A 21,810-nucleotide genomic window follows, 5' to 3' on the forward strand; every position below is an offset into this window, starting at 1 on the left:
TCCTCACTGGTCTGCGCCCGAGGGCGCGGCGGCGGACCCGGCGTCGGCGTCGAGCTTGGCCACGACATCGGCGCGGAGTCGTTTCTTGTCGATCTTCCCGACGTTCGTCTGGGGCAGTTCCGGCACGAGCTCGAGTCGCTCGGGCCACTTGAACTTGGCCACGCCAAGCGATTCCAGGTGGGCCTGGACGCTCTCCATCGACACCTGCCGGTCGTCGGCGGTCACGAGGTACGCGCAGGTCCGCTCTCCCAGACGCGGATCCGGCATCGCGACGACCGCGGCGTTGCGCACCTGCGGATGGGTGACGAGCAGCTGCTCGACCTCTTCGGCGTTGATCTTCTCGCCGCCGCGGTTGATGAGGTCCTTGATCCGTCCCTCGATGGACAGGTGGCGCACCCCGTCGATCACCACGACCTTCGCGAGATCCCCGGTCCGATAGAAGCCCTCGGACGTGAACGCGGTCCGGTTGTGGTCGGCCGCGTCGAAGTAGCCGGGGATGGTGTACGGGCCTCGGCACGACAATTCGCCGACCTCGCCGTCGGGAAGCTCGGCCTCCGCGCCGGGTTCGAGGATGCGGATCTCGTCGCCGACCGCGATCGGGGTGCCCACGCTGGTCCGGCGGGCCTCCTCGGACGAGTCGCGTGGGGACACCGTGAAGAGGCCTTCGGACATACCGAAGAGCTGTCCGACCCAGCGGTTCTCACCGCCGGCTCGGTCGAACAGTTCACGACTCGGCTTCGCCCCGGACAGGATCACGGTGCGCAAGAAGGCGCTCGGTGCGTCGAAGTCCGGACCGGCGACGGCCTGATAATGCCCGTGCCCGATCAGGACGTCCGTCGCCTGTTCACGTGCCATGAGCGGGAACGCCTTCGACACGTCCGCGGTCGCGAGGACGAGGCAGCCACCCACCGAATGTGCGGCGTGCAGGCCGCAGCTGATGCCCGCGTTGTGGATGATCGGGATCAGATGGGCGACGCGTGTCTCTTCGGTCCACCCCAGGCGCCGCGCGTACAGCAGGGCGTTGTCCCAGTACTCGACGTGCAGCCGCGGAATGACCTTGGGCACACCGGTGGTGCCGCCCGACAGCTGGAACGCACACACGTCGAGCGGATCGACGTCGGCCTGGATCGCGGCGATCCGCGCTCGCGCCTCTGCAGGCGCGATTCCGGAACCAAGCGCCTCCACCGGGTTCACGTCGTCCCCGGGGCCGTCGGGCGCCCCGATGGTGAGGATCGTCCGCAGGGTCGGGTGACCCGTTGCCTGCTGCCGGGCGAACTCAACGAGGTCGAAACCCAGCCCCGCCTCGACGACGTGACCGACCGCCCCGTCCACACGGGAGATGTGACCGATCTCGTGCGCCCGATGCCGCGAGTGTCGCCACCGGGACCAGGCCCGCTTTGAGACATGCGTACCAGACGAGCACGGTCTCGATCCGATTCCCCGCCTGGAACAGCACGGGATCACCGGGTCGCAGCCCGAGGTCGAGGAGGCCCGACGCCAGCTGGTCGGTGCGAAGACCCAACTCGGCGTAGGTCATCGACGCCACATCGGTGACAACTGCGGGGCGGTCGGGGAAACGGTCGACGGTGTCCTGCAACCGGTCGGCCAGTGGGCGATCGGTCCACTCCCCCGCCCGCCGGTAGGCCGCCGCGCGATCCGCGGGATACCCGACCAGGCGATCACCCCACCGGGCCCGACCCGGTGGGGCCGCGCTGTCCGAGGGTCGTCCGGGGATGGAGGTCACCGTCATCGACCCGCCACCGCCGGGATGAGCTGGGCGAGTTCGGCGACGCGGTCGGGATGGTCGACCGGCACGATGCCCGAGTAGATGGCCGTGAAGCACCCGGGACAGCACTGCTGCCGGAAGACGACCTCGGTGTCGACGTACTCGCCCGGATCGGAGGTGACCTGCGGACCGGCGTCGCTCGACGGACCGTCGTAGCGCGCCAGGTCGAGCCGCCCGGACTTGCTGTCGCCCAGCAGTCTTCCGCAGTGGGCGCATCCCACCACGCGGGAATCGCCGATGGTGACCTCGACCAGGTTGTCGTCGAGTCGTCGAGCGGAACTCAGATCGAGGGTCGCCTCTTGTCCGCGGGGGATCTCGGAGCGGGTACGCCGCATCTCCAGCAATTCCGCCCGCTTCCGCTCCGTGCCCGAGTCGTCGACCTCGCCGGCGGTGAGCACGACGCCGTACGCGTCTTCGGCACCCGCGGGGGTCACCTTCCCGTTGCGCACATCGGCGGCCACCGCCTCCGGTTCCCGGCGAAGCGGATCGCCGTAACCGCCGCCACCCTGCCAGTGCATGTACAGCACCTCACCGGGGGCGAGGTAACTCTCGTCGTAGCACGCGCCGATCTCCTTCGCACCGGCCAGCTCGTCGAGCGTGCCCGGAATCCGGCCCTGCGCCAACAGTTCCTGTACGCCGGAGTCGCGTGCCAGGATCTCCAGGCCGGTGTTGCCGGGCAGTCCGCCGGCGAGTCCGGCGTTCTGCGCGACGGCCTTGCCCGCCGAGGCGAAGACGAGACCCATCGGCAGACTCGTCCCGTACGGGGTGACCGCCAACGACGCCGACACCCCGCCGCGATGGCGCCCCGGGCCGCCGGAGTCGGGCTCCTCCCGGCGCCACAGCGTGAGCAGCGGGTAGAGGAACTCGGTCATCTCGGTGTCGGGGATGCGCCCCATCGGGATGCAGAAGAGGCCGCCAGTGTCCATGCCGTCGGCGACAGGTCGCGCACCGTACCCGCCGGCCATCGGCTCCATCATGATGTTGAGGAAGGGCACCGGTTGCTCGCCGCGCTCGTCGAGACCCGCGACCACCGCGGTGTCCCACGTACCACAGCACGATGCCTGCACGTTCTTGCCGAACTCGAGGTGGCGATCCAGCATCTGGGCCAGACACTCGGCGATCAGGTTGCCGGTGAGCCACGCCGGGCCGATCGGCCCGCGACTCACCGCCGCCGGGAAGGTGGCGTTGTTGATCGTCCCCTCTTCGGCCACGAGGTCGAAGCACCGCATGAGACCGCCTGCGGACCAGGGAATGTCACCGGCGAGGATCGGTAACAGCGCCAGCATCACGCCGCCGCGCATGCCCGCGTACGTGCAGTTGATGACGCCCGTCTGCGGGTCGGTTCCGGTGAAGTCGAATTCGAGGTGGTCCTCGGTCTTCGTCATCGCGACCGTGATCTTGTGGACACCGCGGTCGCCGGTCTGGGACTGGTCCTGATAGCCGGTGGCGTGCCACGTTCCGTCCGGGAGTTCCGAGAGCTTCGTTCGCAACCGGCCCTCGGCGTCGGACATCATCCGCTTCATGACGGCCTTGACCGTGTCCGCGCCGTACTGCTCGATGACCGCGAGCAACCGGTCACGTCCGACGCTGTTCGCCCCGATCTTGGCGCGCAGGTCGAGTCCGACCAGCATCGGGACCCGGCTGCGCCGCACCCAGACGTCGGCGACGTCCCGCTGCAGTTCGTAGTCGCGAACCACCTTGATCGGCGGCGTCGGAAGTGATTCGGAGAACACGTCTTTGGCGGCCGGATCAAACGAACCCAGTCCCGACCCACCGAGGTCGGGTTCGTGACAGATCGCGCTTGTCCAGGCGAACAGCTTCCCGTCGTGGAAGACGGGCTGGTAGACGATCACGTCGCTCTGGTGGAGTCCACCGCCGACCCACGGGTCGTTGCAGAGGAACATGTCGCCCTCGGCGATTCCCGGATTGAGCGAGCGATGCTGCAGGGTCCAGTAGATGGCGAGGTCGACGGCGCCGACGAGCATCGTGTTGTACAGCCCGACCTGGACCTCTTGGCCGAGTTCGTCGCTGATCGCGAAGTCGAAGTCGTTGGCATCGGTCACGATCGGTGATCCCGACATCCGCTTGAGGGCTTCGCCCATCTCGTCGGTGACCGACCACAAGCGGTGCCGGATCACCTCGTAGGTGAGCGGGTCGAGCGCGTCGATCTGTTCCTGGGAGACGGTGTGCACCGGCAACGACGGCGGCAGGGATCTGGCCAGCGCGTCGATGTCGGCGGGTCGGCTGGAGAAGACCTCCGAGCCGGGAATGGGTGCGGTCATGAGAGCGACTCCTGTGGTTGCTGCTGGTGATCGATCATGCGGGGTCGACGGTGATGTTCAGGTTGCCGAGGCGGTCGATCTCACCGGTGGTGTCGTGGGGGACGACGACGGTCGTGGTGGGCACCTCGATGACCGCCGGTCCGCGGACGATGTGCCCGGCGCGCAGGCCGGCGTAGTCGTAGATGTCGGTGTCGACGAAGCCGCGCCGGCCGTCGAGACAGACCTTGCGCACGCCCACGTGTGCCGAAGCCGGGTCCGAGGTGTCGGCGGAAGCGAGTTCGGGCAGTTCCGGCGAGAACGGCAGGACTCCCGTGCCGCGGACCCGGTAGGTGATGGCCTGGATGCCCGCCTCGCGGAACCCGCTGTCCTTCCCGTACAGGTCGGCATACTTCTTCTCGAACGCTTCTGCGGCGGCGACGATCTCGGTCGAGGTCAGCGAACCGTCCGGCAGCGGGGTCGCGACCTCGGCCAGCTGCATGGTGTAGCGCATGTCGATCTCGCGCTCGATCTCGACGGAGGCGAACTGCAGGCCCTGCCGGTCGAGCTGACCACGCACCTGCTCCTCTAGCAGCTTGAAGTTCTCCTCCACCCGGGCCGGGTCGAGTGGCATCGCCGCCGGGTCCGACAGTTCCTTGGCGAGAACGATGTTCGACGACGCGAGGCCGTAAGCCGAGAACGCCGAGGCCACCTGGCCCAGCGGGACGACGACCCTGGACACCCCGATCTCCTGCGCGTACAGCCCGCAATGAGCGGGACCCGAGCCGCCGAAGGCGTAGATGATGAAGTTGCGGGGGTCGTGGCCGGCCTCGACGACGGTCTTGCGCAGGAGATCGCCGGTCTGGGCGTTCTGCACCGCGTAGATGGCCGCGGCGGCGTCCTCGACCGAGAGGCCGAGCGGTTCGGCGATGCGCGTACGGATGGCTTCGCGGGCGAGATTCAGGTCCAAAGCCTTGCGGCCGCCGAGAAGGCCGCGCTCAGGCAGGATTCCGAGCACGAGGTTGGCGTCGGTGTTCGTCGGTTCGGTACCGCCCTGTCCGTAGCAGGCCGGGCCCGGAACGGCTTGCGCGCTGTGGGGGCCGATCTGCAGGTTGCCGCCGGCATCGAGCCAGGCGATCGCGCCACCGCCGGCGCCGATCGCGTGGACCTCGAGGGTGGGCACGTTGATCGGATGGTGATTGATGATCGTCGTCGATGATCGCACCGGCTCCCCGTCGACGACGAGCCCGACGAGGAACGTCGTGCCGCCCGCGTCGGTGGCGATGATGTTGTCGTGGCCCAGTTGCCGACCGAGGGACACCGATCCGACCACGCCGCCGGTGAGCACCGAACCCACTGTCGAGATGGCATTTCCCGGGGCCTCCGATGCGGCCACCGCGCCGCCGTTGCTCTGCATGACGAGCAAGGGGCCGGCCAGCTTGTGCTCCCGCAGTCTGCCCTCGAGCTCGCCGAGATAGTCCCGGAGGCCCGGACCGATCTGGGTGCTCATGACCGTGGTCGCGTTGCGGGCGAACTCACGGATGCGGGGGCTGACCTCGCTCGACAGCGAGACGAAGACGCTCGGATCGATTTCGGCGACGATCTCGCGAATCCGCTGCTCGTGTACGGGGTTGCGGAACGACCACAGCAGCGACACGGCGATCGCGGAGATTCCGTCGTCGAGCAGTTGCCGGACCGTGGTCCGGACCTCGTCCTCGTCGAGTGCGACCACGACGCGGCCGTCCCGGTCGATTCGCTCGGTGACCTCGAGAGCATGCCGTTTGTGGATCAACCCATGAGACTTGCTCTGCGCGAGCACATTCTGCAGTTGCTCCGGCGAACGACCAAGGTAGCGACCCTCGACGTTCATGATGAAGATCGAGTCGCGGTGCCCCTTGGTGGTGATGAATCCGACGTCCGGCACTCGGCCCATGACCAGCGCGTTCAGCGACGACGTGGTGCCGTGCGCGATGTGGTGGGTGTCGGCGAGCATCTCGTCGAGTGGACGGCCCAACTGCTCGGCGAGAACGGTCAGGACATCCATCACCCCGGCCGAGTAATCCGGCGGGGTGGATGGCGCCTTCCCCGCGACGACCAAGCCGCTGCCGTCGTCGAGGACTGCGTCGGTGAACGTCCCGCCGACGTCCACACCGATCACGTATGCCATGGCCAGGTACTCCTTCGTTGTCCGGGCTGCGAGGCCCTTGAGGTCTGTTTACATTGGCGTTGAGTATTCGACGCAATCGACTACCTGTCAAGCATTTGTTATGAGATGGATCACCATCGAGTGTCCCCCAGTCACCTATCGCTGCAGGTCAGACCCACCATGGCGAACGCCTTGACGAATCGTCATCAGCGTCGAATAATCATCGTCAACGTCAACTTGGCGTGAACGGCCCTCTGCGGGCCGCGATCGAAAGGACCGGACCCATGGGTGTCCATCGCATCGGCCTCGTCGTGCCGAGTTCGAATGTCACGGTCGAGACCGAGATGCCTGCCCTCCTGAACCGGCACCCGACCTCGCAGTTCTCGTTCCACTCGACCCGGATGAGGATGCACACGGTGTCCCCGGAACAGCTCGCCGCGATGAACGCACAACGCGAACGCTGCGTTCTCGAGATCGCTGACGCCTCACCGGAGGTGATCCTCTACGCCTGCCTGGTGGCGCTGATGGTCGGCGGGCCGGGCGAGCACCAGCGCGTCGAGGGTGCCGTCGCGGAACAGCTGGCCACCGGCGGCTCCGACGCGATCATCCGGTCGAGCGCAGGTGCCCTGGTCGAGGCGCTCCGTGCACTGGACGCCCGACGCATTGCCCTCGTGACCCCTTACCTCCGGCCGCTCGCCGAGAAGGTCGTCGAGTACCTGGACGCCGAGGGCTTCGAGGTGATGGACTGGCGGGCCCTCGAAGTCGCGGACAACGCCGAGGTGGGATGTATCCCCGGCGAACGCGTGATGACCGCCGCCCGGTCCCTCGAACTGGACGGTGTCGACGCGCTGGTGTTGTCCTGCTGTGTCCAGATGCCGTCGCTGGATCTGATCGACGACGCCGAGCGTGAGTTCGGTCTGCCCGTGCTGTCGGCTGCCACGGCCGGCGCCTACAGCATTCTGCGCGGACTCGGCCTTCCGGCCTCCATCGAGGGCGCGGGCAGCCTGCTGCGCGCCGACATCGCCACCGTCCCCGCCTGATCACCCATCCCGACCCTTCCTGGAGTCCTCATGAGTTCACTGCCCCACAAGGTCCGCGGCGTCGATCACGTCGCCTATCCCACCTTCGACCCGGCGGCCACGGTTCACTTCTACCGCGACGTCCTCGGCTTCCCGGTCGTGCACTCGATCTGCGCGGCCGGCTGGGGACCCGACAGGCATCCCGATTTCATCCACTTCTTCTTCGACATCGGCAACGACGACCGGCTCGCGTTCTTCTACTACTTCGGACTGGAGCCGTTCGACGGTGGCCCGCAGGGGGATTCGTACTCACGCTTCGCCGAGGACGTACCGATCTGGTTCATCCGCTCGCGTCACCTGGCCATACACGTCGACGACGAAGCCGATCTGCTGGAGTACCGGCGACGCCTGGATGCCAGCGAGTGGCCGGTCGAGATGCAGATTCAACACGAGACGATCGAGTCGATCTACACCCACGACCCGAACGGGTACATGATCGAGATCACGCGTGCGATGCGGGCCGTCACGCCGCAGGAGGACCTCGACGCCAATCTGACCATCGAGGCTCTCATCGACGTGGTGTCGCAACCGAATCCGAGCATCGACGCGCTTCTCATGCGCAAGGCCGAGCGGATCGTCGAACGGGCTGCGGCCTGGCAGGACGAGCAATCCGCCGGTGACGTACTCGCCGCCGAGGAGGCGACCGTCCGATGACCACCCTGTTCGTACTCGACGTCCCGGAGAACAAGGCCGTCGCGGCGGTCGCCGGCGAAGCGCCGGGTGTTTCGGTTGATCATGTCGGACCCTATTTCCGGATCACCGCCGACGACACCATCGTCATCGACCGGCGGGCCACCGGGTGTCGCCATGCCGTCTGGTACAGCAGCGTCGCCGGGCTCCTCGATTCGCGAATAGTGCAGTGGGACAAGGACGCACTGAAGGTCGTACCGCGATGACCGCCCCCACCGCCGCGGGCACGAGCCGACTGGGAGCGGGTCGTTACATCGACGCCGCCGAGCAACCGGCGAACACCACGACCTCCGTGCACGAGCTGACCACCGCCGACGGCGCCAAGGTCACCGGGGTTCTGCGCACCGTCCCCGGCGCGACCGTCGTCGTCGCCCTCATGCATCCGCGGCAGGACCTGACACACCATGTACTCGTCCCCGAACTGCTCGCCCGCGGGTTCGCGGTGTGGACGCAGGGCACGCGCTCGGTCAACAACGACCTCACCCTCGTCCACGAGCAGGCCATCCTCGACGCCGCGGCGGGACAGGTCTTCCTGCGCGAACGCGACTTCGGATCTGTGCTCACACTGGGCCACTCGGGTGGCGGCGCCCTGTTCGCCTTCTACCACGAGCAGGCCGGACTGGCGCCCGGCGATCGGCTGACCACGACTCCCGCCGGCCGACCCGTGGACCTGGCCGGTGCCGACATGCCGGTTCCCGACGGCGCCGTCTTCCTCGCGCCTCATCCCGGTCAAGGCGAACTGCTGCTGCGCCTCATCGACCCGTCGGTCACCGACGAGGCCGACCCGCTCGCTGCCGACCCCTCGCTGAATCCGTTCGAGCCCGCCAACGGTTACGCGGAGCCTCCGGAGAGCTCCTCGTACGCACCGGATTTCGTCGAGCGGTACCGCGCCGCCCAACGCGCCCGGGTCGAACGACTCGACACCGTCGCGCAGGATCTGGTCGCCGAAACCGCGCGCGCACGAGCACGTTTCGCAGAAAGCGACGACCCGGACGACCGTCGGGCCTCGCTCGCCCCGCGCATCATGACTATCTACCGGACCGACGCCGACCTGCGGTTCCTCGATCAGTCCCTGAGCCCCAACGACCGGCCCTACGGGTCGCTGTTCGGCCGGCGTCCCGATCTCACGGATTACGGCCTGGTCGGGTTCGGTCGGCTGGCGACCCCCGACGCGTGGCTGTCCACCTGGTCTGGTCTGTCGACCAACGCCGGATTCCTCCGATGCGCGCCCGGTGTCCGGGTTCCCGCGCTCTTCGTCGAGCTCACCGGCGACCAAGCGTGCTTCCCCGAGGATGCGGTGGCGATGGTGAACGCCCTCGGCGCGGACGATGTCACGCACGTCCGCGTCGAGGGAACCCACTTCGGCGGTCCGATCCGCCGAGGTGCTCCGACCGGCGCGAGCCTGGCCGCCGCCGAGATCGGGGGGTGGCTCGCGCAGCGGTTCTCGTGAGGCCGACCTGCTCCCTGATCCGAAAGAACGACCTGCCCCCTGGTTCCTAGCCCAAGAGGTGCCGTGCCGTCCCCTCTGCTCCCTGAGGTGCGAGGAGCGCAAGCCGCCCGGCCGAGCAAGCGACGAAGGAGCGCGTCGAGGTCGACGAGCCACGAAGGGCCTGGTGAAACGCCTTGCGAGACCCTTCGTGACGCGCCCTCCGCAAGCTCCGGGCGCTCCTCAGGGAGCAGTGGTCAGGTCAATCTTTCGGATTGAGGAGCAAAGGATCACTTCTTCGCGAGAGCCGCCCGGTAACCGAGGAACCCGACGTAGCCGGCCAGCCCGGCCAGGCCCAGCCGGCGGGTCCGCGGCGACACCAGTGCGAGGCCGATGGCGGTCTCGCAGGCACCGTTGCGGTAGGTCCAGGTGGTGGTGTCGTCGGGGAACACCGGCTCGGTGATCGGGGCGAAGATCTCGGGCTTGATGAAGTGCGCAACCCCGGTGGCGGCCAGTCCCCCGCCCAGCAGCGAAACAGCGTCGAGTGATCCCTTGCGAGTTGCCATCGTAGTGTTCCCCTTCGTCGTCGTCGACTCTCCCCGGTGATCGTAGGCGTCGTTCCATTCCGGTTCGACGTCGACGGGCCGCTATCTCGCCGTCGGGACGGTGAGCCCGCGTTCTGCCTCGTCGAGATCACCGGTGTCGCCGTACTCGTACGCGCGGCGACCGGCGACGAAGACGTACGCCATGAACAGCGACCAGGCCGTCACACCGATCCCGATGCGGGCCCAGGTCGGCAGTGGGGACGGGGTGACGAACGCTTCGATCACCCCGCACAGCAGCAGCACGACCACCAGGCCAAGCGCCACGCCGACTGCGGCCCGCCCCTCCTCGCCGAGAGCTGTTGCACGAGTTCGATTCCCCGGGGACACCCAGGCCCAGAAGATCCGCAGGCCCACGCCCGCGGCGACGAACAGGCAGGTCAGCTCGAGCATGCCGTGCGGCAGGATCAGTCCGAAGAACAGGTCACCACGACCGTGCCGGATCATGATCGACGCCACGACCACCAGATTGAGGATATTCGTGTAGAGCATCCAGATCACGGGGAACCCGAAGACCCCCAACGCGATACACAGCGCGGCCAGCCAGAAGTTGTTGGTCCACACGCGAGCGGCGAACGACGTCGCCTCGTATTCGCTGTAGTAGTTCTCGAAGTCGTTGGTGACGAGACGCTCAATCTCCGCGGGCGATGCGAACGAACTCTCGATCCGCGGGTGGGCCAGCACCCACCACGTCATGATCACGGCCGCACCGAGGGACCCGCCCATCACCGAGAGCCACCACCAGCGCATCCGGTACAGGGCCGCGGGGAACGATCGGGTGAAGAACTCGATCACCGTCGCCGGCGTGCTGACCCGGGTTCCGGTTGCGCGACCGCGGGCGCGGGCCAGGAGGCCCGACAGGTATGCCACCAGCGAGGCATCGGGCGCCGTCGAGCGGATGACCGACAGGTGGGTGGCCACCCGCTGGTAGGTGTCGATCATCTCGTCGGCCTCGGCGCCGGTGAGTCGGCGGCGCCGCGAGAGCGCATCGAGCCGCTCCCACGTCGCGCGGTGCGCGGACACATAGGCGTCGAGATCCACTCGGCCAGCGTATCGGGCATTCTCACCTCCGCGGCACGTGTCATTCAGCGGACGTCGGGGCTGTGAGTTCCCGATGCGCTGTCGACGAATTGCGTCGTAGGGTGAGGCGTGATGTCTCGTCCATTGCCGCCTCGGCCCCCCGCGGGCCCGGGCGCACCCGTCGCCGGCCGGCCCGGTCCGGTCGCATGGGGCGCGGGCGCCACGACGACGGTCGGAGTTGGACGCAACGACCTCGTCTCCGGCGAGGCGGTCGCTCTCGCACTCCCGCCGGCGAACCTCGGCTACCGGATTCTCTCCGGCATCATCGACGTCCTGCTGGGGTTCGGACTGTGGTTGTTCCTGTGGTGGATGTCGTTCAAGGTCGCCGGCGAGGCGAGCGAGGCGTGGCGGGGAACCATCAACACCCTGATCCCGATCGTCGCCGTCGTCGCACTCCCGACGCTGCTGGAGACCGTGACCCCGGGGAAGACCGTGGGACACCTCGTCCTGGGCCTCCGAACAGTCCGCGATGACGCGGGCCCGACCGGGTTCCGCCACTCCCTGACCCGAGCACTAGTCGGCTTCGTCGAACTGTATGCGTGCCTGGGACTCCCAGCGCTGATCTCGGCGGCGATCTCGCGCAAGAGCAAGCGCCTGGGCGACCTGCTCGCCGGGACCTACGTCATCCGCGACCGCCACCGGCTCGTCGAGCAGGCACCCATCGAGATGCCACCCGGCCTGCACTCGTGGGCCGTGTCCGCCGACATGGCCGCCCTCCCCGACCCACTCGCGGTGATCATCCGCCAGTTCCTCAACGGCCGCCACGGCATGAAGCCCGAGCCGAGAGCCCATGCCGCCCGGAGGATCGTGTTCGACGTCGCGCCGTTCGTCGCACCCGCTCCCCCGCCCGGCGCCCCGTTCGAAGACGTGTTGTCGGCGATCATGGCCGAGCGTCGCCGCCGGGACACCGAACGGCTCGCGCGCGAAGCCGTACTGCGCCAACGTCTCCTGCGCTGATCTGTGCTGCGACCCGCCGAGGCGGCGCGGCGCACCCGAATCCCGGTTACTCTGCTACGGGTGACGTTGCCCACCCTGCTTGCGAAGGACACGAGATCGATCGGCGGCCGACGGCTTCTCGCCGCAGTCGTCGGAGTCGCGTTGACCTTCACCACGGTGCTGACCGTGCAGGCTCCCGCCAGGGCGGGAGGTCCAGGGCCGGATTCGGCGGCCGGTGTTCACGTGGTCCCGCGCATCGTCGACTCCGAAACCGTAACGGATCCGATCGTCGCACTTCCCCAGGCGGGCTCGACGATCCGCGTGCGATACAGCTCGACCTCCGTCCGCGGTCTCCCGACGGAGATGACCGGCACGCTGCTCACACCGTCGACGCCACCGCCCGCCGGGGGCTGGCCGCTCGCTGTCTGGAATCACATGACGGTCGGCGCCGCGGACCGGTGCGCGCCGTCGCGAGCCCGGGCCGGTCATTCCGAACTGCCCCGCATGACGTCAGGTGACGGCATCGTCGGCCGGCTGCTCGACGCCGGATTCGCCGTGGCACGGCCCGACTTCGAGGGCATCGGCGGGCCCGGGCCGCACCCGTACCTCATCAGCGACTCGCTGGCGCGATCGACGGTCGACATGGCGCTGGCCGTCGCGGATCACGACCGACGGATCGGCCGCGACGTCGTCGTGGCCGGGCATTCCGAGGGCGCCGTCGCCGCCTTGGCCGCGGCGGCGCGGCCGTCATCGGAATGGGGTGACCTCCGACTACGCGCGGTGTCGGCACTCGCGCCGCCGACACAGGTGGCCGCGCTCCTCGACGGGGCGTCCTACGTCCCGTTGTCCGGTCCCGCGATCAACGAACTGATGGGATTGGCCGCCCTCATCGGATATGGCGCGGCCGCAGCCGATCCCGAGTTCGACGAGCTGATGTCCAACGGCGGGCTCAGCGCGGCGGCGAGCAGGCTCCGTCCGCAGGTCGAGACCCGCTGCTACGCCGACCTGACCTCACCGGACTCGTTCGGCGGCCTCGCACCGGCCCAGCTCCTGGGCGCGCGCGGCGACGAGATGAAGGCCGCATTGTTGAAAGTGCTGCGCGACAACGACGTCGACCGGCTGCGTTTTGCTCGGGGGCTACCGGTCCGCATCGACTCGGGCACCGTCGACACCGTGTCGCCGCAACCGATGGTGTCCGGTCTGGTGCAGACCTATCGGCGCGCCGGGGTGCGCGTCACGTACTCCGACCGGTTCACCGGGCATGCGGGCGTGGCCACCGACCGCGCCAACGCCGCGACGATCGCGGCGTGGCTCATCGCGCAGGTCTGAGGACGTTCGACGACACCCGGACTACGTCAGATCGGTCGAGCTCTTCCCGAGTACGCGCCGGGCGATGATGAGCTGTTGGATCTGCTGCGTACCTTCGAAAATGTCGAGGATCTTCGAATCACGCGCCCACTTCTCCACCAGTGACGTCTCGGAATAGCCTGCCGTGGAACCGATCTCGACAGTCTTGTTGGTGATGTCGGTGACGGTCCGACCGGCCTTCGCCTTCGACATCGACGCCTCGGTCGAGTTGGGCTGCTTGTTGTCGGCCATCCACGCCGCCCGGACCGTGTGCAACCACGATGCCTCCCAGTCGGATTCGAGGCGGATGAACTCGGCGACGGTGGCGTGCTGCGACGACGCCGGACGGTCGTAATCGACCTCGTGACCCGCCTCCTCCAGCATCCGACGCAACTCCTCCAGGGAGGCGCGACCGAGCCCGATGGCCATCGCGGCGACCACCGGCCGGGTGTTGTCGAAGGTCTGCATGACCCCGCCGAAGGCCTTCTTGGTGTCGATCTCCGGCGAGCCGAGCAGGTTCTCGGCGGGGACCCGCGCGTTCTCGAACCGGATGACCGCCGTGTCGGAGGCCTTGATGCCCAGCTTGTGCTCGAGGCGGGCCACGGTGACGCCCTCGGTGGTCATCGGCACGACGAAGCTCTTGATGGCCGCGCGTCCGACGCTCTTGTCGATCGTCGCCCACACGACGACGTGGTCGGCGCGCGATCCCGCGGTCACGAAGATCTTCTCGCCGTTCAGGATGTACTCGTCGCCATCCAGGGTCGCGGTCGTGGAGACCGCCGCCGAATCGGATCCGAAGCTCGGCTCGGTGATGGCCATCGCCGCCCACACGTCTCCGAAGCGCTCGAGCTGCTCGGGGTTCGCCACGGCCGCGATCGCAGCATTGCCCAGGCCCTGACCGGGAATGGAGAGCAGCAGGCCCACGTCGCCCCAGCTCATCTCCAGAGCCGACAGGAGGCCGCGCATGTTCGCGCCGTTCACCGACGGAGCGTCGGAGGCGGACTTCTCGGAGTCGGCGGACTTCTCCGCCGATCGATTCTGCTTGGCGAGCTTCGCCAGCTCGTCGAGTTCGACCGGGTACTCGTGCTCGGCCTGGTCGTACTTGCGCGAGATCGGCCGGAAGAGGTGCTCGGCAGCCATGTGGGTGCGCTCGACCGTCGAATCGAACTTCTTCGGGAGCTCCAGGTTGATCGCCATGGCAGTACCTTACTGCGCGGTAAGTTCGTTGCCAAGTCCCGGTTCGTGACCGAAGCCGAATAATGTGGACCGGTGGCGTACGACGAGGAACTGGCCTACCGCATCCGTGCTCTGCTGGCGACCGAGTGCGGCCTCGACGAGAAGCGCATGTTCGGCGGGCTGGCCTTTCTGATCAACGGCAACATGGCCGTAGCCGCCAGCGGCAAGGGCGGGATCATGGTGCGCGTCGCACCCGAGGAGACCGAGAGCCTCCTCGAGTACCCGCACACCCGGCCGATGGTGATGTCGGAACGCGAGCTCCGGGGATGGCTACGCGTCGACGACGCCGGCATAGCCACCGACCGTCAGCTCTCCCGCTGGATCGCCATCGGTTCCGACTTCGCGCGGAAGCTGCCGCCGAAGTAGGTGGTGGGTGCTCTGCCTAGGGGACGATGTTCACCATCCGGCCGGGCACCACGATGACCTTGCGGGGTTCGGCGCCGTCCAGGAGGGCGACGATCTTGTCGTCGGCGAGAGCGGTGGCGCGCAGAGTGTCCTCGTCGGCGTCGGCGGGGACGGTGATCCGGCTACGGACCTTGCCCTTCACCTGCACCGGGATCTCGACGGTGTCCTCGACCAGCCACTGCGGGTCGGGGTTGGGGAAGGGGCTGCGGACAACGAGACCACCACGACCCAACCGATGCCACAGCTCCTCGGCGATGTGCGGGGCCAGGGGAGCGAGCATGGTCACCAGCGGCTCGACGGCCTCCCGGGGCGCACCCGTCTTCTCGAAATTCTTGGTGAGATGGTTGGTCAGCACCGTGAGCTTGGCGACCGCGGTGTTGTTTCGCAGCGCGTCGTAGTCCTCACGGACACCCGCGATCGTCTTGTGCAACAACCGCTTCGTCTCGTCGTCGAGTTCGGTGTCGGCGACGCGCAGCGAGCCCGACTCCTCGTCGACGACGAGTCGCCAGATGCGCTGCAGGAACCGCTGCGAGCCGACCACGTCCTTGGTGGCCCACGGCCGCGACTGGTCGAGCGGGCCCATGAACATCTCGTAGACGCGCAGGGTGTCGGCACCGTAGTCACGGCAGATGTCGTCGGGCGCCACCGAGTTCTTCAGCGACTTGCCCATCTTGCCGTACTCCTGGCGAACCTTCTCGCCGTTGTAGAAGAACTCGCCGTTCTCCTCGACGACCTCCTCGGCAGGCACGTAGATCCCGCGCGAATCGGTGTAGGCGTAGGCCTGGATCATGCCCTGGTTGAACAGCTTTCGGTACGGCTCGCGACTGGTGACGTGACCGAGATCGAACAGGACCTTGTGCCAGAAGCGCGAGTACAGCAGGTGCAGCACCGCGTGCTCGACACCACCGATGTAGAGGTCGAGGCCACCCGGGTCGTTCGCGCCGTGCAGTGCCGGGCGCGGACCCATCCAGTACGCCTCGTTCTCCTTGGCGCACAGGGTCTCCGAGTTGGTCGGGTCGATGTAGCGCAGCTGGTACCACGAACTGCCGGCCCATTGCGGCATGACGTTCGCGTCCCGGGTGTAGGTCTGCACGCCGTCACCCAGATCGAGTTCCACCGTCATCCACTCGGCGGCCTTGGCCAACGGGGGCGACGGTTCGCTGTCCGCGTCGTCGGGGTCGAACGACACCGGCGCGTAGTCGTCGACCTCCGGAAGCTGCACCGGCAGCATGGATTCGGGCAGCGCATGCGGCTGACCGGCGGCGTCGTAGATGATCGGGAAGGGCTCGCCCCAGTACCGCTGGCGCGCGAACAGCCAGTCCCGCAACTTGTATTGGATTCGCCCGGTGCCCACGCCGTCGGCCTCGAGCCGTTCGACGATCGCCACCTTCGCGTCCTCGACGTTGCGACCGTCGAGGAAACCGGAGTTCACCAGCGGACCGTCGCCCACGTACGCCTCGGTGGCGATGTCGGTGTCGGAGCCGATCACCTCGCGGATCGGCAGTCCGAACACCGTCGCGAACTCATGGTCGCGGGCGTCGTGGGCCGGGACCGCCATGATCGCGCCGGTGCCGTAACCCATGAGGACGTAGTCGGCGACGAAGACCGGAACCTGCTCGCCGTTCACGGGATTGACGGCGAAGCTGCCGGTGAAGACGCCCGTCTTCTCCTTGTTCTCCTGGCGCTCGAGGTCGGACTTCGCCGCGATCGACGCGCGGTACTCCGCGATCGCTGCTGCGGGGTCGGCCCCGCCGCGGGTCCAGCGATCATCGGTGCCCTCGGGCCATGCTCCGGTGACGAGGTCGCCGACGAGCGGATGCTCGGGCGCGAGAACCATGTAGGTGGCGCCGAACAGGGTGTCGGGACGGGTGGTGAACACCTCGATGCCGCCGACGCCGGGCACGTCGAAGCGCACCTGGGCCCCGCGCGAGCGTCCGATCCAGTTGCGCTGCATGGTCTTGACCTTGTCCGGCCAGTCCAGCAGATCCAGGTCGTCGAGCAACCGGTCGGAGTACGCGGTGATCCGCATCATCCACTGCCGCAGATGCTTCCGGAACACCGGGAAGTTGCCGCGGTCACTGCGGCCGTCGGCGGTGACCTCCTCGTTGGCCAGCACGGTTCCCAGCCCCGGGCACCAGTTCACCAGCGAATCACTCAGGTACACCAGGCGATGGTCGTCGAGGATCTCGGTACGCTCGGCGGGGGAGAGGTCGGCCCAGCTGCGCCCCTCGTGTCTTCCACCCAATGCTCGTGCACCCGAGGCGAATTCGTCGACCAGCTCGGAGATGCGCCGGGCCTTGCCCTGGTCGGTGTCGTACCACGCGTTGTAGATCTGCAGGAAGATCCACTGGGTCCAGCGGTAGAAGTCGACATCGGTGGTGGCCACCCGACGGCGCTCGTCGTGGCCCAGCCCGAGCCGTCGGATCTGGCCCAGGTAGCGCTCGATGTTCTGCTCGGTGGTGGTGCGCGGATGGGTGCCGGTCTGCACCGCGTACTGCTCGGCGGGCAGCCCGAACGAGTCGAAGCCCATCGTGTGCAGCACGTTCTTGCCGGTCATCCGCTGGTAGCGGGCGAAGACATCGCTCGCGATGAAGCCGAGCGGGTGGCCGACGTGCAGGCCCGCCCCGGACGGATAGGGGAACATGTCCTGCACGAAGAGCTTGTTGGCAGCGTCGGCGCCGCCGCCGCCGAAGGCGGACAGGTCACCGGCGAGCGGCCCGACGGGATTCGGCGCCTCGTAGGCGTGCTCGTCGGACCAGGTCTGCTGCCAGCGCTGCTCGATCTCGCCGGCGACCGCCGCCGTGTAGCGGTGGGCGGTCGTGCCGGCGGTGTCGCCGCTCGTCTTCTCGGCTGAAGTCACGCGACCAGGGTAAATCCTGTCCGTCGCCGCCCCCAATCCGGTCGCCTCCGCCGTGGGCGGCGCCGGCTCGTCAGATGCCGATTCACCTTGGTACGACGCACGGTCGTATGCTGTGGGTCGTGAATGCCGTGTCCGTCGCCGTTGCCGTACTGCTCTTCGTGCTGGCCGGACTCTGGGCGGTGGTAGGGATCCGCGGACTCCGCGGCACCCTCCCGCGCAATCGTTGGATCGGCGTTCGCTCCGCGGAGACCATGCGATCCGACGAGGCTTTCCGCATCGCGAACCGCATCGCCGGACCGGGCACCCTCGGCGCGTCGGTGATCCTCACGCTGGGGGCCCTCGCGACCCTTGCCGTCCCGGGCGGGTGGGCACTGGCCTTCGGACTGGTCGCGCTGGTAGCCGCGCTCGTGGTGGTCGGACTGGTCAGCGGCATCGGGGTACGCGCCGCTGCCGCCGTACCCGCCGACGACGAGGGCTGTTCCTGCTGTTCCGGCGGCGACGCCCACAGCCATGCCGCCGACGAGAACGCCTCGGACCCGGCGGCCGACTGCGGCACCAGCAGCTGCGGTGCCTGCTCGTTGCGCGGCGTCTGCGCAGGCGACTCGGCCCAGGCCTGAGCCGGCCGGCGTCGTCTCACACCACTGATCTCGGGGCACATCCATGCGTACTCTCAAGAATCTCCTCGATCGTTCTCCGATCGACGGCTTCATCCTGGCCATCTGCATCGCCGTCGCGGTGGCCGCATTCCTGCCGGCTCGCGGCGCGGCGGCGGAGGCACTCGACTGGGTGGTGATCGTCGCGATCGCCGCACTGTTCTTCCTCTACGGCACTCGACTTCATCCACGCGAGGCGCTCGAAGGTCTCCGGCACTGGCGGCTGCACGTCACGATCCTCGCGTTCACGTTCATCGTCTTCCCGATCGTGGGACTGGCGCTCAAACCGGTTGTCGAGCCGTTGATCGGCGAGGACCTCTATGCCGGACTGCTCTTTCTATGCCTGGTCCCATCGACGGTGCAGTCCTCGATCGCTTTCACCTCGATGGCCAGGGGCAACATCGCCGGGGCGATCGTCAGCGCATCCACGTCGAACATCCTCGGCGTCTTCCTGACCCCGCTGCTGGTGGTCGCGCTGATGCAGAACGCCGGCGACATCAGCATCGACGCGACGTCGGTCCTGAAGATCGTCGCGCAGATCCTGGTGCCGTTCCTACTGGGGCAGCTCGCCCGCCGGTGGGTCGGCCCGTTCTTCACCCGGCACGCGAAGATCACCAAGCTCGCCGACCGCGGCGCCATCGTGCTCGTCGTCTACGTGGCGTTCAGCGAGGGGGTCGTCCAGGGCATCTGGTCGTCGGTGGAGGTGGGTCAGGTGATCGCCGTGACCGTCATCTCGCTGCTGCTCGTCATCGTGATGCTCGCGATCACCGGCTGGCTCCCGAAGCGGCTCGGCTTCGACCGCGCCGACACGATCGCCATCCAGTTCTGCGGCACCAAGAAGAGCCTGGCCACCGGCCTGCCCATGGCGACCGTCCTGTTCACCGGCACCACCGTCGGCCTCATCGTGCTGCCGCTGATGATCTTCCACCAGATCCAACTCATGATCTGTTCGTGGCTGGCGACCCGGTACGGACGCGAGGCGGACGACGCCGAAGCGGCCGGGGCGCCCACTCCGGCTCCCTGAGGAGCAAGGGGGTCCCGACTTTCGGATCACCGAGCGAAGGGCGGTTATCCGGTTGTTTCGGGTTGAGGGACAGAGGTTGTCTGATCAGCCGACAGGCCGACCCACCGGGGTCGACAACGGTAGGTTCACGAAGCTCGGCCGGTTCGGGTCGAGCTGGATGTGTTGCGGCCGGAGTCCGGACTCGTTCAACAGCGGACGCAACGGCAGACCGCGCGGGAAGTTCATCGCGAACACGTCGATCCGCAGGCGGTGGCCCGGTTTGATGAGTGCCTCAGTCGGCAGCAGGCCGATGTCGACACTCACCGGGCGGCCAGGCGTGACGCGTTGGCGTGACGCCAACGTGAGCTCGTAGAACGGATCGATGACGTCGCCGTTGGGCGCGAACTGCGACCTCGCGTCGTCGTATCCGCGCAGCGACGCCATCACCTGCCCGGAGGTCAGGACCTTCGACGTCCCGTCGGGAGCGACATCGTTGAGGGTGGCGGTCCAGTACCCGTCGGTGGCGTCGAGCACGGTGTTCAACCGCACGTTGGAGTACCCGGACACGCTGCGCGTGGTCGTCATCGGGGGAGTGGTGAAGGACAACGCGGCGCGCTCGGAGATGCGGGCGTCGTCGGCGCAGAAGGGGAAGATCGCGAGTGCACCGGCCAGTTGCTGCGCGGCGTCGCGCGAACACATCGGCGCCAGACCGGGCGCGATGGTCATCCGGGCACGAGATGCGGGAGCGGCCGGGGTCAGGCTGCCGTCACGGACCGCATGTGCCGCGGTACCGCTGCGCCGGTCGCTGAGGTAGAGCCGCTGGCGTTCCATCCCGGCGCGCGGGAACTGCTGCGCGGTGATCCACGAGTCGCCGACCTGCTTGAGGTTGACGGGCCCGTAGGCGTCGACACCGTTGTCGATTCCCTTGAGCCACTTGTCGAACCACGCCTTCTGCAAGACATCCAACCGGGGTGGGGTGTTGCGCCTGCCCTCCTGGCCGCCGCCGATCGTCAGGTGATAACCGTCGCCCATGATGAGTTGCTTCTGGCCCGGCGGCAGCGGGATCTTGTTGTACATCCGGACTTCACTGTTGGTGAAGAGGTCGAACCACCCGCCGTAGATGAACGTCGGCGTGGTGATGCGGTCGGCGTGGTCGAGCCACGACGACCTCGGCTCGGAATCGTTGTCCAGCAACGCCTTCAGGTTCGGCGGCACCGACGGGATGTCGGGGGTGAGCAGTGCGGCGAACAGCTGCGGGTAGAAGGTGAACGGGTCGGAGATCCGGTCCGCCAACCACTTCCAGTCGAAGGTGCCGTTCAGCATCGACGCGACGTTCGGGATCATCTTGGTGGTGTTGACCAGCGTCAGCCACAGCGGGAGGAAGCCGACACCCAGAGCGCCGCCAGGCGCGACGATGTCGCGGATGAGGTCGCCGCCCGGCTCGACCGGGAAGATCGCCTTGAGTGCCTTCGGGTTCTTGTTCGCGGCCTGGATCTGGTTGATCGCCGAGTACGACACACCCGACATCCCGACCTTGCCGTTGGACCACCGCTGCTTCGACGCCCAGTCGATGACCTCGATGGTGTCGCGCTGTTCCCGCGACTGGAAGACGTCCCAGACTCCCTGCGAGAAACCGGTGCCGCGCACATCCACGACGACCTGCGTGTAGCCGCTGCGCACGAGATCGAAGTCGACGAGGAAGGTCTTCGCGCCGCCGTCGCGGATGGTGTGCGCGATGTCGTTGATGCCGTCGATGGGGGTGCCGGACAGGTTGATCGACCGCGCGATCTGCAGCAGGTAGGGCTCGAGCACCGGGTTCTGCATCACCGCGGAACCGACGGTGGTGATGAGCTTGGTGTAGGGCGTCATGTTGACGATGACCGGCGTCTTCGTCGACGTGGGACGCTCGCGAGCGTCGGCCGGGCGGTACACGTTGGCCCGGAGAACCGTGCCGTCGCTCATCCGGATCGGCACATCCCAGGTGACGTTGACGCCGGCATAGGGTTGCGGGCCGTCGTGGCTCGCCGCCCATCGCGCCCCGTCGGCGCCGCCGGTGGGTCCGACCGGGGCAGCGCCCGCCACCGCGATGGGCGCCACCAGCGCGACCACCGCGAGGATCACCCCGACAAGAACCCGCGCACTCTTCGACCCACTCATGCACACCCCCGCATGTCATGCGCTGGAGCAATCCACGATTTGTCCAGCGAAAATTGATCAAGCGTCCACAACCTAACACCCCGCGGGTGACGTGGATCACCGGGTGTCTCAGGCAATGCTCAGCATCACCGTCCGGACGGACGGAC

At 67.8% G+C, this 21,810-nt stretch carries 16 protein-coding genes and 1 pseudogene; 9 read left to right on the forward strand and 8 right to left on the reverse strand.

Annotation, left to right across the window (positions count from 1 at the left end):
• Positions 1-3: 3 nt before the first annotated feature.
• The 3 genes and pseudogenes from ACFUEJ_RS01535 to ACFUEJ_RS01545 all read right to left on the reverse strand — a co-directional run bounded on the left by ACFUEJ_RS01535 (position 4) and on the right by ACFUEJ_RS01545 (position 6,211).
• Positions 4-1,750 (reverse strand): annotated as a pseudogene (locus tag ACFUEJ_RS01535) ((2,3-dihydroxybenzoyl)adenylate synthase).
• On the reverse strand, positions 1,747-4,068 hold the full coding sequence (locus tag ACFUEJ_RS01540; protein ID WP_388027145.1) for a hydantoinase B/oxoprolinase family protein: 2,322 nt from the start codon (positions 4,066-4,068) through the stop codon (positions 1,747-1,749). Before ACFUEJ_RS01540 ends, ACFUEJ_RS01535 begins: the two are co-directional and overlap by 4 nt.
• 34 nt (positions 4,069-4,102) lie before the next feature.
• Positions 4,103-6,211 (reverse strand): hydantoinase/oxoprolinase family protein, encoded by a 2,109-nt coding sequence (locus tag ACFUEJ_RS01545; protein ID WP_165629327.1) that lies wholly within the window; start codon positions 6,209-6,211, stop codon positions 4,103-4,105.
• 263 nt (positions 6,212-6,474) lie between these two features.
• Between ACFUEJ_RS01545 and ACFUEJ_RS01550 the strand changes: the two genes are divergently transcribed.
• Genes ACFUEJ_RS01550 through ACFUEJ_RS01565 form a run of 4 tightly spaced genes read left to right on the forward strand, consistent with a single transcriptional unit; the run spans position 6,475 to position 9,409 of the window.
• Positions 6,475-7,230 carry a maleate cis-trans isomerase gene (locus tag ACFUEJ_RS01550; protein ID WP_058253748.1) on the forward strand — a complete coding sequence of 252 codons (756 nt, stop codon included), beginning with the start codon at positions 6,475-6,477 and terminating at the stop codon, positions 7,228-7,230.
• 30 nt (positions 7,231-7,260) lie between these two features.
• Positions 7,261-7,923 carry a VOC family protein gene (locus ACFUEJ_RS01555; protein ID WP_165629326.1) on the forward strand — a complete coding sequence of 221 codons (663 nt, stop codon included), beginning with the start codon at positions 7,261-7,263 and terminating at the stop codon, positions 7,921-7,923.
• On the forward strand, positions 7,920-8,165 hold the full coding sequence (locus ACFUEJ_RS01560) for a hypothetical protein (RefSeq protein ID WP_165629325.1): 246 nt from the start codon (positions 7,920-7,922) through the stop codon (positions 8,163-8,165). Before ACFUEJ_RS01555 ends, ACFUEJ_RS01560 begins: the two co-directional genes overlap by 4 nt.
• A complete protein-coding gene (locus ACFUEJ_RS01565) occupies positions 8,162-9,409 on the forward strand; it encodes an alpha/beta hydrolase (protein ID WP_388027148.1) in 1,248 nt (415 codons plus the stop codon). Before ACFUEJ_RS01560 ends, ACFUEJ_RS01565 begins: the two co-directional genes overlap by 4 nt.
• 266 nt (positions 9,410-9,675) lie before the next feature.
• Here the strand turns inward: ACFUEJ_RS01565 and ACFUEJ_RS01570 are convergent, their stop codons facing one another.
• Together ACFUEJ_RS01570 and ACFUEJ_RS01575 are read right to left on the reverse strand one after the other, a co-directional pair.
• A complete protein-coding gene (locus ACFUEJ_RS01570) occupies positions 9,676-9,951 on the reverse strand; it encodes a hypothetical protein (RefSeq protein WP_065630873.1) in 276 nt (91 codons plus the stop codon).
• A gap of 81 nt (positions 9,952-10,032) precedes the next feature.
• Positions 10,033-11,028: a stage II sporulation protein M gene (locus ACFUEJ_RS01575; protein WP_388027151.1), complete on the reverse strand. Its 996-nt coding sequence runs from the start codon at positions 11,026-11,028 to the stop codon at positions 10,033-10,035.
• Between the two features lie 111 nt (positions 11,029-11,139).
• Here ACFUEJ_RS01575 and ACFUEJ_RS01580 point away from each other — a divergent pair, with 111 nt between their 5' ends.
• Positions 11,140-12,024 carry an RDD family protein gene (locus ACFUEJ_RS01580; protein ID WP_159371747.1) on the forward strand — a complete coding sequence of 295 codons (885 nt, stop codon included), beginning with the start codon at positions 11,140-11,142 and terminating at the stop codon, positions 12,022-12,024.
• A gap of 60 nt (positions 12,025-12,084) precedes the next feature.
• Positions 12,085-13,332 (forward strand): lipase family protein, encoded by a 1,248-nt coding sequence (locus ACFUEJ_RS01585; RefSeq protein ID WP_388027155.1) that lies wholly within the window; start codon positions 12,085-12,087, stop codon positions 13,330-13,332.
• A gap of 21 nt (positions 13,333-13,353) precedes the next feature.
• Here ACFUEJ_RS01585 and ACFUEJ_RS01590 read toward each other — a convergent pair whose 3' ends face one another.
• Positions 13,354-14,547 (reverse strand): acyl-CoA dehydrogenase family protein, encoded by a 1,194-nt coding sequence (locus ACFUEJ_RS01590; RefSeq protein ID WP_265969271.1) that lies wholly within the window; start codon positions 14,545-14,547, stop codon positions 13,354-13,356.
• A gap of 72 nt (positions 14,548-14,619) precedes the next feature.
• Between ACFUEJ_RS01590 and ACFUEJ_RS01595 the strand changes: the two genes are divergently transcribed.
• Positions 14,620-14,952 (forward strand): TfoX/Sxy family protein, encoded by a 333-nt coding sequence (locus ACFUEJ_RS01595; RefSeq protein ID WP_388027158.1) that lies wholly within the window; start codon positions 14,620-14,622, stop codon positions 14,950-14,952.
• Between the two features lie 16 nt (positions 14,953-14,968).
• On the opposite strand, the gene leuS is transcribed toward ACFUEJ_RS01595, so the two are convergent.
• Positions 14,969-17,851 (reverse strand): leucine--tRNA ligase, encoded by a 2,883-nt coding sequence (gene leuS, locus ACFUEJ_RS01600; protein ID WP_388027161.1) that lies wholly within the window; start codon positions 17,849-17,851, stop codon positions 14,969-14,971.
• Between the two features lie 107 nt (positions 17,852-17,958).
• Here leuS and ACFUEJ_RS01605 point away from each other — a divergent pair, with 107 nt between their 5' ends.
• Positions 17,959-18,468, forward strand: a complete 510-nt coding sequence (locus ACFUEJ_RS01605; RefSeq protein WP_388027163.1) for an SdpI family protein — start codon at positions 17,959-17,961, stop codon at positions 18,466-18,468.
• Between the two features lie 43 nt (positions 18,469-18,511).
• Positions 18,512-19,528: a bile acid:sodium symporter family protein gene (locus tag ACFUEJ_RS01610; protein ID WP_388027166.1), complete on the forward strand. Its 1,017-nt coding sequence runs from the start codon at positions 18,512-18,514 to the stop codon at positions 19,526-19,528.
• A gap of 84 nt (positions 19,529-19,612) precedes the next feature.
• Here ACFUEJ_RS01610 and ACFUEJ_RS01615 read toward each other — a convergent pair whose 3' ends face one another.
• Positions 19,613-21,664 carry a CocE/NonD family hydrolase gene (locus ACFUEJ_RS01615; protein ID WP_388027169.1) on the reverse strand — a complete coding sequence of 684 codons (2,052 nt, stop codon included), beginning with the start codon at positions 21,662-21,664 and terminating at the stop codon, positions 19,613-19,615.
• Between the last annotated feature and the right edge of the window lie 146 nt (positions 21,665-21,810).

The sequence above is a fragment of the Gordonia sp. NPDC057258 genome, assembly GCF_042668985.1.
GTDB classification, from domain to species: domain Bacteria; phylum Actinomycetota; class Actinomycetes; order Mycobacteriales; family Mycobacteriaceae; genus Gordonia; species Gordonia hongkongensis.

Coding starts and splice junctions, on each gene's coding strand:
- ACFUEJ_RS01540 (WP_388027145.1), bottom strand. CDS start 4,068: ATGACCGCACCCATTCCCGGCTCGGAGGTCTTCTCCAGCCGACCCGCC.
- ACFUEJ_RS01565 (WP_388027148.1), top strand. CDS start 8,162: ATGACCGCCCCCACCGCCGCGGGCACGAGCCGACTGGGAGCGGGTCGT.
- ACFUEJ_RS01560 (WP_165629325.1), top strand. CDS start 7,920: ATGACCACCCTGTTCGTACTCGACGTCCCGGAGAACAAGGCCGTCGCG.
- ACFUEJ_RS01615 (WP_388027169.1), bottom strand. CDS start 21,664: ATGAGTGGGTCGAAGAGTGCGCGGGTTCTTGTCGGGGTGATCCTCGCG.
- ACFUEJ_RS01610 (WP_388027166.1), top strand. CDS start 18,512: ATGCGTACTCTCAAGAATCTCCTCGATCGTTCTCCGATCGACGGCTTC.
- ACFUEJ_RS01605 (WP_388027163.1), top strand. CDS start 17,959: ATGCTGTGGGTCGTGAATGCCGTGTCCGTCGCCGTTGCCGTACTGCTC.
- ACFUEJ_RS01555 (WP_165629326.1), top strand. CDS start 7,261: ATGAGTTCACTGCCCCACAAGGTCCGCGGCGTCGATCACGTCGCCTAT.
- ACFUEJ_RS01580 (WP_159371747.1), top strand. CDS start 11,140: ATGTCTCGTCCATTGCCGCCTCGGCCCCCCGCGGGCCCGGGCGCACCC.
- ACFUEJ_RS01590 (WP_265969271.1), bottom strand. CDS start 14,547: ATGGCGATCAACCTGGAGCTCCCGAAGAAGTTCGATTCGACGGTCGAG.
- ACFUEJ_RS01570 (WP_065630873.1), bottom strand. CDS start 9,951: ATGGCAACTCGCAAGGGATCACTCGACGCTGTTTCGCTGCTGGGCGGG.
- ACFUEJ_RS01550 (WP_058253748.1), top strand. CDS start 6,475: ATGGGTGTCCATCGCATCGGCCTCGTCGTGCCGAGTTCGAATGTCACG.
- ACFUEJ_RS01545 (WP_165629327.1), bottom strand. CDS start 6,211: ATGGCATACGTGATCGGTGTGGACGTCGGCGGGACGTTCACCGACGCA.